The organism is Thermoactinomyces sp. CICC 10522 (assembly GCF_016055075.1).
Classification (GTDB): domain Bacteria; phylum Bacillota; class Bacilli; order Thermoactinomycetales; family Thermoactinomycetaceae; genus Thermoactinomyces_A; species Thermoactinomyces_A daqus.
Window position 1 is genome coordinate 1 of sequence record NZ_JAECVY010000017.1, and the last position, 12,891, is coordinate 12,891.

Annotated in this window: 13 protein-coding genes and 2 pseudogenes; 6 read left to right on the plus strand and 9 right to left on the minus strand. The window is 42.0% G+C overall.

The window, feature by feature from the left end:
* Positions 1 to 94 precede the first annotated feature (94 nt).
* Genes I8U18_RS15240 through I8U18_RS15250 form a run of 3 tightly spaced genes read right to left on the minus strand, consistent with a single transcriptional unit; the run spans position 95 to position 2,637 of the window.
* Positions 95 to 541 carry a hypothetical protein gene (locus tag I8U18_RS15240; RefSeq protein WP_198064955.1) on the minus strand — a complete coding sequence of 149 codons (447 nt, stop codon included), beginning with the start codon at positions 539 to 541 and terminating at the stop codon, positions 95 to 97.
* A 3-nt stretch (positions 542 to 544) separates the two neighbouring features.
* Positions 545 to 1,672, minus strand: a complete 1,128-nt coding sequence (locus tag I8U18_RS15245) for a DUF58 domain-containing protein (RefSeq protein WP_198064956.1) — start codon at positions 1,670 to 1,672, stop codon at positions 545 to 547.
* Positions 1,669 to 2,637: an AAA family ATPase gene (locus tag I8U18_RS15250; RefSeq protein WP_198064957.1), complete on the minus strand. Its 969-nt coding sequence runs from the start codon at positions 2,635 to 2,637 to the stop codon at positions 1,669 to 1,671. The genes I8U18_RS15245 and I8U18_RS15250 overlap by 4 nt, the downstream gene beginning before the upstream one ends.
* Positions 2,638 to 3,001: 364 nt before the next feature.
* Here I8U18_RS15250 and I8U18_RS15255 point away from each other — a divergent pair, with 364 nt between their 5' ends.
* Positions 3,002 to 4,291 (plus strand): pyridoxal phosphate-dependent decarboxylase family protein, encoded by a 1,290-nt coding sequence (locus I8U18_RS15255; protein ID WP_232336414.1) that lies wholly within the window; start codon positions 3,002 to 3,004, stop codon positions 4,289 to 4,291.
* Between the two features lie 415 nt (positions 4,292 to 4,706).
* Positions 4,707 to 5,024, plus strand: coding sequence for a hypothetical protein (locus I8U18_RS15260; protein ID WP_198056267.1), 318 nt, complete (start codon positions 4,707 to 4,709; stop codon positions 5,022 to 5,024).
* 207 nt (positions 5,025 to 5,231) lie between these two features.
* On the opposite strand, the gene I8U18_RS15265 is transcribed toward I8U18_RS15260, so the two are convergent.
* The 4 genes and pseudogenes from I8U18_RS15265 to I8U18_RS15280 all read right to left on the minus strand — a co-directional run bounded on the left by I8U18_RS15265 (position 5,232) and on the right by I8U18_RS15280 (position 7,598).
* Entirely contained in the window at positions 5,232 to 5,987 is a 756-nt protein-coding gene (locus I8U18_RS15265; RefSeq protein ID WP_198059591.1) for a DUF4352 domain-containing protein, read from the minus strand.
* A gap of 18 nt (positions 5,988 to 6,005) precedes the next feature.
* Positions 6,006 to 6,212: pseudogene (locus I8U18_RS18285) on the minus strand (NINE protein); the annotation flags it as partial.
* Between the two features lie 341 nt (positions 6,213 to 6,553).
* A complete protein-coding gene (locus tag I8U18_RS15275; RefSeq protein ID WP_198064958.1) occupies positions 6,554 to 6,859 on the minus strand; it encodes a hypothetical protein in 306 nt (101 codons plus the stop codon).
* A 25-nt stretch (positions 6,860 to 6,884) separates the two neighbouring features.
* Entirely contained in the window at positions 6,885 to 7,598 is a 714-nt protein-coding gene (locus tag I8U18_RS15280; RefSeq protein ID WP_198064959.1) for a helix-turn-helix domain-containing protein, read from the minus strand.
* A gap of 327 nt (positions 7,599 to 7,925) precedes the next feature.
* Here I8U18_RS15280 and I8U18_RS15285 point away from each other — a divergent pair, with 327 nt between their 5' ends.
* Positions 7,926 to 8,309: a hypothetical protein gene (locus I8U18_RS15285; RefSeq protein ID WP_198064960.1), complete on the plus strand. Its 384-nt coding sequence runs from the start codon at positions 7,926 to 7,928 to the stop codon at positions 8,307 to 8,309.
* Positions 8,310 to 8,476: 167 nt separating this feature from the next.
* On the opposite strand, the pseudogene I8U18_RS15290 reads toward I8U18_RS15285, so the two are convergent.
* Positions 8,477 to 9,729 (minus strand): annotated as a pseudogene (locus tag I8U18_RS15290) (MFS transporter).
* Between the two features lie 277 nt (positions 9,730 to 10,006).
* Here I8U18_RS15290 and I8U18_RS15295 point away from each other — a divergent pair.
* The 3 genes from I8U18_RS15295 to I8U18_RS15305 all read left to right on the plus strand — a co-directional run bounded on the left by I8U18_RS15295 (position 10,007) and on the right by I8U18_RS15305 (position 11,732).
* Entirely contained in the window at positions 10,007 to 10,387 is a 381-nt protein-coding gene (locus I8U18_RS15295) for an Lrp/AsnC family transcriptional regulator (RefSeq protein WP_198064961.1), read from the plus strand.
* A gap of 64 nt (positions 10,388 to 10,451) precedes the next feature.
* Complete coding sequence (locus I8U18_RS15300) at positions 10,452 to 11,189, plus strand: sulfite exporter TauE/SafE family protein (protein WP_198056262.1); 738 nt, start codon at positions 10,452 to 10,454, stop codon at positions 11,187 to 11,189.
* A gap of 300 nt (positions 11,190 to 11,489) precedes the next feature.
* A complete protein-coding gene (locus tag I8U18_RS15305) occupies positions 11,490 to 11,732 on the plus strand; it encodes a helix-turn-helix transcriptional regulator (RefSeq protein WP_198064962.1) in 243 nt (80 codons plus the stop codon).
* Between the two features lie 394 nt (positions 11,733 to 12,126).
* Here the strand turns inward: I8U18_RS15305 and I8U18_RS15310 are convergent, their stop codons facing one another.
* Positions 12,127 to 12,888: an ABC transporter permease gene (locus tag I8U18_RS15310; RefSeq protein WP_370589414.1), complete on the minus strand. Its 762-nt coding sequence runs from the start codon at positions 12,886 to 12,888 to the stop codon at positions 12,127 to 12,129.
* Between the last annotated feature and the right edge of the window lie 3 nt (positions 12,889 to 12,891).

Sequence of the window (12,891 nt, forward strand, 5' to 3'; positions counted from 1 at the left end):
CTCAGCAGTCCATTTTCGCCGCCCCATAAAAAACGACCCCTTTCTTGCTTCCTTCCATTATACTTTATCTTTCGTCTGGAAGCGTATGGGGTCATTATAAAACTTGGTCTTCCCAATAACGGTTAACTGCAAATAGATAAGCTGCCCCTACAGAAAGAAATATCCCTGCCAAATTAAATTTTGTTTGTGTCTGCAATAAATAACGCCGGGAATCCGTTTGTTCATTTGCAATAGCTAAAGATTTGATTAAAAGCAGGTTAAATAAAAAGCAAAAAAAAGAAACTGCTGAATCTTCATATTTTATTTGCCACCAGGCAGTGATTATCAAGAGCAGCAGCAATTCAGCCATAAAGAATTGTTTGCCGCTGAAATATTTACCGAAAACAATTGATCCCCATACTAAAATGAAAGAGCTGATTAAAAACCTGACGGTAAAGTCGCCGCTTTGATTTAATATTGCTGTCAGTGCGATAAATTGGATCGAAACGGCTGATACTTGGCTTGCGTAACAAAAGAAAAGGAACCTGTATTTTGGAAGCAAAACTTATTCACCTCCATGGTTTGTCAGCTCTTCAAACATGTAAATGGGTATTTCCTTTTCCATTTGAATATCCTTTCTTGAGAGTGGGGGAAAGGCAATGACGGATACATGTGAACCACGCTTGATGATACTCCCGATCCTTTCGGTTATTTCCTTATTCCAAAAAGATGTCAGGATAATCAAATGGTTTGTTTTACTAATATTATCATCATTATATTTTTTTAAGACCGAACTAAACGGGCAGGAAGGGAATGATTTAATTTTTCCCAACAAAGAAAGCAAAAAATCTAAGTGGTCATATGAACAGTTTGGTTCTATTTTCAATACTCCTGGCCCGCTCCACGCCGCGTTGGAAAATAAGCCGTAAGGAAACCCCGATTCTTGCGCTTTAAGGAAAATCGCAGCCGCAACCCGGCATTGCTGGTCAACAATCTCCTTTTTGATGCCCAACCGGAAGTAATCATGAGATTGGAGATTTAACATGACATGAATAGATGTTTGCGAAGTGGTATCATACTCCTTGACCATCAATTTTCCGGTTTTTGCTGTGGCTTTCCAGTCAATTTGTTTATACGGATCATTTGCTGTATACTCACGCACACCTGAAATTCTGGTTTCATCTCCATGGTACCAACGATATAATATGTATTCTCCCGATAACTCAGTTAAGGAGAAGGATGCAAATTCTTCTTCCATTGGTTGGGGACGTACCAACAGACGGGTATCCGTCGGTAAGTCAATATGTACCTCATTTAATCCTATACCATCATACAAAACGCATCGAACCGGCTCAAAAAAATAATAGCCTCGTTTCAAACAGCGGATCCGATAACGTTTTCGCACCCGTTGTTTGGGAAGTAAATAGGTTCGTATGCTTAACTTTTGTTTCGCTTGCTGATCATAAATCCATCGAAGGCCTTCAGGCAGCAACTGATTAATATGAATCAAAGGAATGGGAAAATATGATTTATTTTCAATTCTGATCCAAAACTCAATTTGATCATCTTCTTGGACAGGTTTGTGTGGTAATTCATAGATAATCTCTGCATTCTTTTGAATATTCCTCTCCCAAAGGCGGCTATAAAACCAAATCATACAAACCAATATGGCCATCCAAAAAAGCAGCATCATGATCGATCCCCTGTCAGTTTTGCATCATCCTCCACAGGCGCAGGAATGTTCCGTAAGATTTCATCAAGAACATCCGATTCGCTTCTTTTTTTCATTCGGCTGGATGACTTCACTTTGATACGGTGAGATAACACTTTGGATACAGGCGCTTTGACGTCATCGGGAATAACAAAATCCCGACCGTGAATCGCCGCAAAAGCTTTGGAAGCTTTGGTCAGGAAAATTAATCCCCTTGGTGATGCACCTAAAGAAATTTCCTCATGTTCACGAGTCGAACGAATGATTTGGATAATATAAGTTTCAAGATCCTCCGTGATGGTTACTTGATTAATTGTGTTTTGTGCAAGAATGATATCTTGCGGGCTGACGACAGGTTTAATTTGTTCGATCGGGACAAACTGAGTAAATCTTCGAAGAATAAAACGTTCATCTGCTTCCGAAGGATAGCCGAGTGATAATCTCATCAGAAAACGGTCCAATTGAGCTTCAGGAAGTGGGAACGTCCCTTGAAATTCGATCGGATTTTGTGTTGCGATGACAAAAAAAGGCTTTTCTAACGGGTGAGTTGTTCCCTCTATGGTAACCTGTCCTTCTGCCATCGCTTCAAGCAAGGCCGATTGTGTTCTCGGAATTGCTCGATTTATTTCATCAACAAGTAAGAATCGGGTAAACAAGGGACCTTTACGAAACGTAAAATCTCCGGATTTTTGATTGTATACAGTTGTGCCCAGGATATCAGAGGGCAGAAGATCGGGGGTACATTGAATTCTTTTGAAAGAGCATCCGATGCTTGAGGCAATTGCCTTACATAATACCGTTTTTCCTACTCCGGGAAGATCCTCAAGCAGTACATGTCCGGAACAAAGCAATCCTGTCAATACAAATTTTAAAGTCTCATCTAAACCTATTACAACCTTATGGACTTCATTATTAATTTTTTCAGCTAATTCCCTGATGGATTTCATTTTGATTACTCCCAAAAAATATAATATTATGAATTATGGTCAGAGTATTATATCATAAAAGTGAGAATAATAAAATAACAAGGGAAACCACTCTCTAACATAAGTTCCCCTCCGAAGCGAATTTGACGTTTCTCGTTTCGAAGGGGATTTATGCGACGGGAGTGGATTATTTTTTTCGGCGATCCCGAGTCAATCATAAGCTGAGGGGATCAACTGTTTCAATTTCTTCATGATGCGGTAAACGCGTTTGTGATTGGAAAAGCAGAAAGTCCCCAAGTAGCCTGACCTACCTAATCCCCCATATATTAACGACTTTTTTTGTTAGTGTTACAATATTGAAAACTGGATCGAGAAAGGTGACACCATGAAACAATCGTTTGTTCCAAGTAACGCATTTATTGATCCATATGGTCGAAATATGCCAGAAGCTAAACATCTGATGGAAGCTGTTATGAGTTTGGTACTTTCAAACTTATCTTCGGCATCTCAACGATTGCCGATGTCACAATCATTGAAACCATCTTATGCATATTTTCCCGAAGAAGGGCTTTCAACAGAAGAAATCCTTCAACAATTAAAAGGAATTTTAGAGAGTTCAATGAATCCTGCTCATCCTCATTACATTGGACATATGGATTCGATCCCAACGCTCATGTCTTGTTTAGGTGAGTTTATTAGTGCATCGTTGAATAACAATATGTTAAGCCTTGAGATGTCACCTGTGTTCTCGCATATAGAAGTTGAAGTCATACAGACGATTTCTCAATTTTTTGGTTACAATGAGAAAGCAGGAGGAGTCATGTTGAGCGGAGGAAGTCTTGCAAACCTTCAAGCCCTTGCGGTGGCTCGAAATCATGCTTTTCCTGTTTTACAAAATGGTTTATCCGGTATTGATGGGCAACCTGTGGTGTTCGCCTCCGAGGTGGCTCATACATCTTTGCAAAAAGCTGCTATGCTTCTCGGATTAGGGACTTCTTCTGTGATTCCTGTCAAAACAAATGCAAATTCACAGATGGACACTGCTGATTTGGAGGTCAAGATTAAGCAAGCCCGCAATCAAGGGAAGAAACCTTTTGCCATCGTTGCTACGGCGGGAACAACCGTAACGGGAAACATTGATCCAATCCCTGCCATTGCAGAAATCGCACAACAATACAGGCTATGGCTTCATGTGGATGCCGCATATGGGGGAGCGTTGGTATTCTCCAAAAAACATCGTGATCGCCTTACAGGAATTGATAAAGCTGACTCCATTACGTTTAATCCCCAGAAATGGATGTATATCGCAAAGACGTGTGCAATGGTTATATTTAAAGATCGAACCATTTTAGAGAAAGAATTTCGTATCCCGGCTCCGTATATGAATGATACCGAATTTACAAATCTCGGAGAAATTAGCGTTCAAGGAACTCGTCATGCAGACATATTGAAGTTGTGGCTATCCTTGCAACATATTGGGATGAAAGGCTATGAGCAACTTCTTGATGAGAGTTATGTCTTAATGGAAACCTTTATTGAGCAAATCAAGCAACGCCCGTACCTTGAACTGGCAAGCGAGCCTGACACAAACATTTGTTGTTTCCGAGGAAGACCTGAGTATATTCCACCGGATCAATGGAATTTAGAACTTCAACAAACGCTCCTGCGTGATTGACAAACCTTCTTCTCTTTACCAACCTATCGGGGAAATCGTTGGTTAAGGGCGGTTCTTCTCAATCCATTTACTTCTGTAGAAATGATCCATCAAGTGTTTGACAGAATGGATCAATTTTATAAACACAGAAGAGGCGATTCGTAAGAGTCGTCTTTTCATATGGTCTTGAGACGAATGTATTTAAGTGTCCGAAACAACGTCATGCTGCTGGTACCAAGAGTTCTGAAGCCCGGCATGTGTTCACAGATAAAAGGATGGCCAGTATATCCCAAGCTGGTAAGAATCTTGCCAATCGACCAGCAGTCTGTAAGCAGGGCTGTGATTAACGCAATTTGATTCAGCGACCGTTGTTTTTTCATTACTCATCTTGCCTAAATTGAAATCGCTTAATATGATATTTTTGGGAGGGATTACAATGGAGGAAAGAGCAGAGAAGATCAGAAGGCTGGCCGATATCGAGGAACATAAATTGAGAAAGGTGATAGCAACAGACCCGCATCCGGTCTATACTGACATGGATGATTACTGTGATGTCTGCTGTCTCCGCTTAAATCGAATACATATTCGGATTGTTGAAGACGTACAAAACATGGACGACAACGGGATCAGGGCGTGTTTAGATTGTATTAAAAAGCATGATCTTAAAGTACTGGATAACAAAAAAGCGCTTGAGTATGAAGCCATGACAGAAGCAAAACTCAGGATCAAAAAAGGTACGCAAATTAATTTCTGAAAAGGGGAGGAATTTTAAAAATAATGTCTAAAAGAGATGTCAAGATAGGAGGTGAAAATGATGAAACGTTTTCTCATCGGAGAACCTCCGGCTGGAAAAACCGGAGGAGAACCGCCGCAATGCTAATCTCTCTTCTCAGCTATATTTCTGCTATTGGAGGGCCCCTGAGTAAGGGGCCTCTTTTTTATATATGTGCTGCTCAGCAAATTATTCACTCAGTGAAATTACTGCCGAACCGTCAGTATCGGCCCAACCGAATCCACTTTGGGCGTGAAAGGTGTAGTTCTTCGCATCGCCGCGAATGTCGTAAACCAGCGTAATCTGTTTTTCACCTGTCGGAGGAAATTCATTCAAAAAGCTGCTTTCGTCGCTGCTGTCCATTACATATAAAATCGCATCTGTGTCCGGCTCAAATGAGCGATTCTGTTTGTCTTTCAGTACAGTCATACTGGAATCAATGACTCTTGACTCTTTGTCATTATTCTTTACTGATACTTTCAGGATAGCGAAGTTGCCGGCGCTCGGCTTCTTTGATCCCATTATGTTTTTAAGCTGGTCTTTTTCCTCAACGGAATCTACCCGATATTCCAGCTTGCCAGCTTTGACCCACTGACCGATTTTCGCTACTTTGGGTTGTTCCGGCTTTTTAGCCGGGGCAGGTGATGACACCGGCGGTTTGTCGGCTACCGGTTGATTGTTAGACGTATCTCCACCTCCGAAAGCGAAGCCGAAAATGACGAAGAGGACAAAAACACCGAATCCCCACCAAGCCCATTTTCTTTGAACGCTTTTGAAGTGATCAACACTTTTCCATGATTTCGCTTTCCAAGCCCATTCACTTCCTTTAGCGCCTAATATGATATTCATGATAAAACCGAATATTGGGACAAATGCGAGCAAACCAATCCAGACTCTGTTGCCGATCGCCCATATCGGCCCGAGAAAAAAGCCCCCCAGTTCCATTTTTTTACTCCGGATACATCAGAATGGTTTGTAATGTTTTGATCCATGTCCAATTCCTCCTGATTTGTTTCCAAAAGTCATAATGGATTCTTCGATCTGTGCTTTTTTGTCTTCGATGTGGTAGTAAAGCAGAAAGGCATCTATAATGCTTTGAATAGCATCTCCGACATAAAAGCGATGAGCGCCGAATATGCCCAAGAAGAACCAGAGCAGATAAGCTGTAGATTTTTTCTTTTTTGCTCCAACTCAGAGTTAACAAACCATGGCTGTTATTTTATGTCATCAAATCGTCTGTAAACAGATTGCTCACCTTTTCACCTCCTTTGTTTTGTCAGGCCCGTTGATCCGCATCAACGGGCCTTATTCTCGATAAAATCCCAATCCCGGAATAGCTGGTCTTTCACCCGTTCAAAAATTTGTTGATCAATATCTTCTTTGTTGGTTGTCCATGCGCTTTTAGCTCTATAATCTCCGAATTCAACGAATGCTCTTTTTGGCTCCCCTTATTTTAATTCGCAATCGGTTTCCGTTTTTTGTCATTTTGCGGCTCATTTTTTGTCAATTAACTACAGGACTTTGGCAGACTGGTGTCGGGTTGTCCCGGCCAGTTCGGCCAGGTTTCTCTGGCTGGGCCATTCTTTATGTTGGTTGAAAAATTTTTCGGCCGCTTTTTTGATATAGTCGGGCGATATCTTCTTTTTGGCTAAAAATAGTAAAGCTGCCCCCAAAAAGGGCAGCTTTACTATTCCAGTCGATTTCGTCCCCTCTATCATGACTGTTGTGATGCTATTTTGCCTCAGGTCCATTGTGATATCGGGAGAGGTTTCCTCATTGGTTGGCCAAGATCGTTCCGAGCCGTTTTTCGATGTCACGTGCCCTGCCTCCGTACTGCTTCATCTACCGTATTTTAAAAGATACCATTTTGCGATATTTGATTGGACTGACACCGAATTTTTTTCTGAATATCCGTTCAAAGGAAGAGAGACTGTTGAAACCAGTCTCAAAGGCGATGGAGGTGACGGATTTTTCGGAGTGGCGCAACAGTTGCGATGCAAGGTGCAATCTTTGATCCTGAAGATATTGGCCTGGTGTGGTACCAATATATTTTTGGAATAAGCGAATCAAGTGAAATTTACTGAGACTGGTGATCTTGCACAGGTCGTCCAAGGTGATTGGAGAGGACAGATTGGAATGGAGATACTCGATCCCCTTTCGCAATGATGGATGTGCAACCGGAGGCGGAGATGACGGGAACCAGCAGTTGGAGTGAGTTCCTTTGTGGACGGACAACAAAAATGACGCCAAGTTCCATTCAAATTCATCCAATTCTATGCCGCTAAGCGGATGATGAAGACTTCTTGACAACGCTTGTTCCGCCTGTTGAACCAAAATCTTTGTGTAGCTGTCTTCACTCCACGGAAAGAAACAAACTTCGGTTTCGGAGACGTTCAGACGGTCGGCAACGACTTTTTCAAGAAAGTCTTGTCGAATCGTAATCAATAAAATCCGTGCCCCGCCTTCGTCTGCCGAGTGCTTGTGCCGTTGACCTGGAGACAAAAGCATACGACTTTCCGAAGACGTCAAATGCAGGGTGGTTTGTTCATGTTGCATGATGCTTTTTCCCGCAAGTGGAATACTGATCTGGTACACATCCTCATGACTGTGATATTCATCGGACTGTTTTCCTCTGAGAGTGAAGATTGTAAACTTACAGTTTTTTAGTCTTAGTTGTAGTGACATGTTCTCCTGTCCTCCGATTCAAGCTTGGAAGGAACGAGGGAAATTACTTCTATAGAAACATTATATTTTTATTCATACCTTCCCGGCAATAATTGCTACTTGAAGAGCAACAAATGCCGAGCCTCTTTCGACGGTTTCTTTAGATAATGAAATAAACAAGAAAGAATAATCGTTTACAAATGGTGAGGAGGATGATTTATGACATACAAACGGCGTTGTTTTATGGTAATGGCATATGCCCCGAAAGGGATGAAAACGAGGAAGGCCAATCATCTGTTCAATCGGTACATTGCTGACCGGGAGCGGGGTCACTGTGTCTTTCACGATCACTTCCTCGATCAATCTGGCGGGGTCGCATTTTTTGAGGTAAACAGTAAAGAACAAGAGGACCGGATGCGTAAGGCTTCCGATCTTCCGGGTTGGACGGTTCGGATCCATCCGCTGATCCATTCCCAGTCGTCGGCGGGTTTTGTGGCACAGTTGGATTATACTAGTGGAAACTATTTCAATATTCCTTTGTCTTCTCTAATGGAACGAATTCACAGTGCAAATGAAGAGAATCGAAGTCCCTACCAAGCATGAGTGCCTGATTCATATAGGAGCAAACCACTCTCTAACATAAGTCCCCTCCGAAGCAAATTGACTTTTTCGTTTCGATTCGAAGGGGATTTATTCGACGGGAGTGGATCAATTATAAGCCGTCAGTAAGAGTGACTAATTGTCTATCTTTTCTTGCACGGGGAAAGAAGTCATCGAACGGCAACTTGTTGTTCAGCTTGTTGATTCTGAACTTCTTGCGGTAACATGAAGCTAAGAACTGCTGCTCCTCCCAACATAATGGTCGCAGTCAGGAACGAAAGAGCGTAGCCTCCTGTTAAATCGTATAACCATCCTGGAATGAAAGCACCCAACGCGGAGCCCGCCTGATGGCCAAAAGAGAGCCATCCCAATACCAATCCCACATTTGACTGAAAATATCTGGTTGCGAATAGCGTGGTGGGAGCCACGGTGGAGAAGTCCACCAACCCGAAAAGGATGGAAAAAAACCAGAGTAAATACGGTTGATGGATGTAAATAAGGAAGAAAACCGTGATTGCCCGAACAGCATACAAGGTAACTAACATCCACCGATTGCTCCAACGGTCGGCGAAGTGTCCCGAGGCCAAGGTTCCCTCCACATTGAACAAAGCCAACAGACTGACAGCTGTTCCTGTCGCTGCGGGGGAAAAGCCATGGTCATGGGCGAAAGGAACGAGATGCGTATCCATTTAACCTGTAGTGGTAAATCTGCAAACGAAGTAGGGAAGGATCAGACACCAAAAACCCCGATGCCTCCAGAAAGAGAAATTGGAACCTTGTCTCTTTGCTTTTTTTGTAGCAATGTCTGATTGGTTATCTGGTGATCCTCCATAGGGTTGAAGCCCCATGTCCGAAGGCCGGTTTTTCAGAAACAGCAAAAGAAGAGGGAACGCTAAAACAACAAGAATTCCTCCCAAGGTGAGGGACGCAGCTTCCCATCCTTTCTCCCGAATGACCCCCAGAGCCAGGGGCACCATGAAAAACTGGCCGGCTCTAAACCCCGAAGTGATAATGCCTAAGGCCAATCCCCTCTTTTTATTGAACCAATTTGTTACCGCAATCGATGCAGCAACACTCGATGCGCCTCCAAATCCAATAGAAGCGAGGATGCCAAACCAGAGCCACAATTCAAAAGGAGTGGAGGCAGTCACTGTTAAAAGAATACCTATACCGGTAATTAAAGCGCTATAAGCAAGAATTCGACGAACTCCCCATCGATCGATTAATTTTCCTATCAAGGGCTGAGTCAACCCATAAATAACGAAACTTAACGTTCCGGTAAATGAAAGCATCCCTCTCCCTGTGGAAAAGGACTGTTCCCATGGTACAATGAATGAACCGAACGATAACCGGGCTCCCTGTACGGTTAAAAGGGAAAAAAGGAGAAGAACAGGATCCACCATCCATAATGTATTTTTCGCATCTTGATCTCCTTTCCAAGTTTCTTTCTGACATAATAAACCGGCTGATTTCTGAGTTAAATATAAAATCAAACGATTTAAAAGAGAAATGCTTATGATTTTTACGTGTTTATCATTATGTAACTAAAAATCGTAAGGATTGTGCGAGATCTGCGCTAAAGTAAACTGCTTTTGCAGGATTTGATCAATCGAGGGAACTTGCCATGAAAAAGACCTCGTCTTTCAGGGCTTGGTACCATTATGTTCATTAATATTTTTGCAGGAATGGATGTGAATTTGATGGATGAAATCGATATAAAGATTTTGGAGCGTTTACAGCAGAATGGGCGAATCTCGTTCAGTCAACTCGCAAGAGAGTTACACTTGAGTTCTCCGAGAATAGCGGAACGCAAGCTGCTCATTATCATTCAGGCAGGAGAGTTAAAGGTGCCTTGCGGTGAGTTTGAAAAAAAGATTAAGGAGGAGCCTGCGATCCTGGAGTGCCATCGAGTGACAGGTTCCGATAGTTATTTCATGAAGGTAGCAGTACCATCCATGAAAGAATTGGAACAACTGGTCGACAAGTTTACCCCCATTAGCCGTGTCTGTACGTCTGTGGTACTTTCTTCCCCGGTTACCGGCCGGATCATTTTGCCGCCAGAAGACGTCGAAAATGGTTAGACTTTCTGATTTGCAAGGCAGATAACAACAAATTGCCAGTTATTTTGGAAGAAGGGATTGCAAGATGTATCAAGAAAGTTGCTTGTTATTTTTCACAGGCTTGTTCGCTTCGTTTTTAGGGACTCTGGCCGGCGGAGGAGGACTTATTACAATCCCTGCAATGATGATTTTTGGCCTTCCGGTTCAGATCGGAGTAGCCACAAATAAGTTTTCTTCTGGAATTGCATCTTTGTCCAGTGTTGTTACCCTCATAAGGCACAAGGAGATTACATGGAAACAAATCTGGCGATATCTGTTTGTAGCAATGATCGGGGGAATGATCGGTGCAGCCATTACTTCACACTTAAATGAACATACGATGAACGTGACGGCAATTTTTCTTCTCATTTTCGCCCTGCTTATTTCTATGAAAAAATGGGATTGGGGAAACAAAAAAACAGTTTCTTGGGCGAAGAAGCTGGATCTTTTGTGGACATGCCTTATTGCTGCGTATGACGGAGGGTTTGGACCAGGTTCATCTACCTTTGGAATCCTTCACTATGTGAATTTGACCAGAGCTTATATCCGAGCTGTCCAATTAACACGAGTCCTTATTTTGGGAAGTTGTTTGGGAGCCTTTATGATTTTCTATCATACCGGATATTTTCAATGGAAATATGCCATACCATTAGCATTGGGGTCTGTTATCGGAACAGAATTGGCTTTGAAAGTTTTACCAAGGATTCCGGGGGAATGGGCCCGGAAACTGATCAATATCATTATTTTTTTGCTGATTATGGAAGTCGGGTTTAAATTAATATGATCGGCATTACCAACCCGTTCATCGTACGGGTTGTTTCTATATTATATTTTGATTGCCATTATGACCGTTATTCAGCCTTGTGTTTATATTCTGAATTATCCATGACTGATGCTCAGGAGGAAGCATGAACACGTGATTCCTGAGTTACCTGTATAAATTTGAAATGACTTGAGAAACCATCCACGATGCGCGCTGGCGTTCCCGTGACCGCCACGTTGGGAGGAGAGCAGGACTTTTGTCTTTACATAATGTAAAAAACATATTACACTAACCATCAAGCAGATAGAGTGGTGATCAATCATGACGTTAAACAAAAAAGGGAAACTCCGGAACAGGATCATGGTGTTGCGAACAGAAAAGGGTTGGACACAAAAAGAGTTAGCGGAAAAAGTAGGGGTTACCAGACAGACGATTATTTCGTTGGAAAGGAACAAATATTCGCCATCTTTGGTGTTGGCTTTTGAGTTGGCGCGCGTTTTCGGAAGAGATATCAATGATGTGTTTCAATATAGCATATTTGAAGAGGAATCGGATGATATTTGAATTATCTAAATATAATGAATGTGAATATTACTTTCACCTGGACGGGGGATTGATGTCTGTTCATCTTGGGTGACGCGGTGGGAGAAGTGATTTTACAGACTGTTGTTAATCAAGTAAACATGAAAGTAAGACGAGCAGAGGTTTATGGCTTTTCGGTACCGAATGGTGCAGGTAAAACAACCACTATTGGTATGTTATATAAGTGCCTAAAAGTCTAATAAAAAAAACAGGCCATCGTGACCCTTAATCAGAATAAAGTTAGCGATAATTTCCGATAAAAGAGTTGTTTCACATGGCTCTTTACAAGATTACCATAGATTTTGAGATTTGCCTCGTCTATGGATAAAAGATTCAAAAGGGAATGTAGTGGCTAAATGGTTCGAGTTTTGTGATCTTAATGATCCGATTTTTGTTTGATGAAATAGTAAAGACCGTCCATCAGTGATAGCAAAAGCCAACCGATATTCACAAGTAGAAACGGGTTTAACAATACATCGGCGATAGAAGGATTCTTCTCCATGATTTTGGTCATGCCCATCGCGGGTAAGGACCATGGATAAAAATATCCAATCCAATAAGCTTTTTTGGAGCCAACGATAAGGAAGACAGGGAGCGCCAACAAAACACTGAAGACGACAGATTTGGTGTAGTTGCCCCAATGGGCAGAAATAGCTAATTGTAAAGCAATCAATGGCAAAGCACCAAACCAACCCAAGATGATACTCTCTATCATAATGAGCCAAGGAAAAGCGCTGTCAAAATTGCTCACCCATCCGGCGATCGCAAATTCAAGGAAAGCGATCACTTGGGTAAGCCCTAACAAGATCGTTAGCCAGAGGAATTTAGACAAATAAAATTGCTTCCACGATATTGGATATGTTAAGATTTTGGACCAGTTATTCCCTTCGTGTTCTACTTTGCATACATTGGCAGCGAGTAAACCGGACAGGACAGGGAAAAAGATGGTCGGATAAAAGAAACTGGTCATCCCCCATGCCGTAAGCGAGTCATTGGTGCTTAGATAATGGTTGGTTTCGGTCATAATTTTCACATAGATCAATACACCATATGTGATTGGCAGCAAAGGCAGCAGCAAAATGAGCCACCATATATTGGTTTTTCTTGTTTTTAACCATTCAATTTTTAAAAGGGTCACCAA

Bases quoted from the DNA above. Each gene is read 5' to 3' on its own strand.
- I8U18_RS15300 (WP_198056262.1), top strand. From the start codon at position 10,452: ATGTATCAAGAAAGTTGCTTGTTATTTTTCACAGGCTTGTTCGCTTCG.
- I8U18_RS15285 (WP_198064960.1), top strand. From the start codon at position 7,926: ATGACATACAAACGGCGTTGTTTTATGGTAATGGCATATGCCCCGAAA.
- I8U18_RS15250 (WP_198064957.1), bottom strand. From the start codon at position 2,637: ATGAAATCCATCAGGGAATTAGCTGAAAAAATTAATAATGAAGTCCAT.
- I8U18_RS15255 (WP_232336414.1), top strand. From the start codon at position 3,002: ATGAAACAATCGTTTGTTCCAAGTAACGCATTTATTGATCCATATGGT.
- I8U18_RS15245 (WP_198064956.1), bottom strand. From the start codon at position 1,672: ATGATGCTGCTTTTTTGGATGGCCATATTGGTTTGTATGATTTGGTTT.
- I8U18_RS15280 (WP_198064959.1), bottom strand. From the start codon at position 7,598: ATGCAACATGAACAAACCACCCTGCATTTGACGTCTTCGGAAAGTCGT.
- I8U18_RS15260 (WP_198056267.1), top strand. From the start codon at position 4,707: ATGGAGGAAAGAGCAGAGAAGATCAGAAGGCTGGCCGATATCGAGGAA.
- I8U18_RS15265 (WP_198059591.1), bottom strand. From the start codon at position 5,987: ATGGAACTGGGGGGCTTTTTTCTCGGGCCGATATGGGCGATCGGCAAC.
- I8U18_RS15295 (WP_198064961.1), top strand. From the start codon at position 10,007: ATGGATGAAATCGATATAAAGATTTTGGAGCGTTTACAGCAGAATGGG.
- I8U18_RS15305 (WP_198064962.1), top strand. From the start codon at position 11,490: ATGACGTTAAACAAAAAAGGGAAACTCCGGAACAGGATCATGGTGTTG.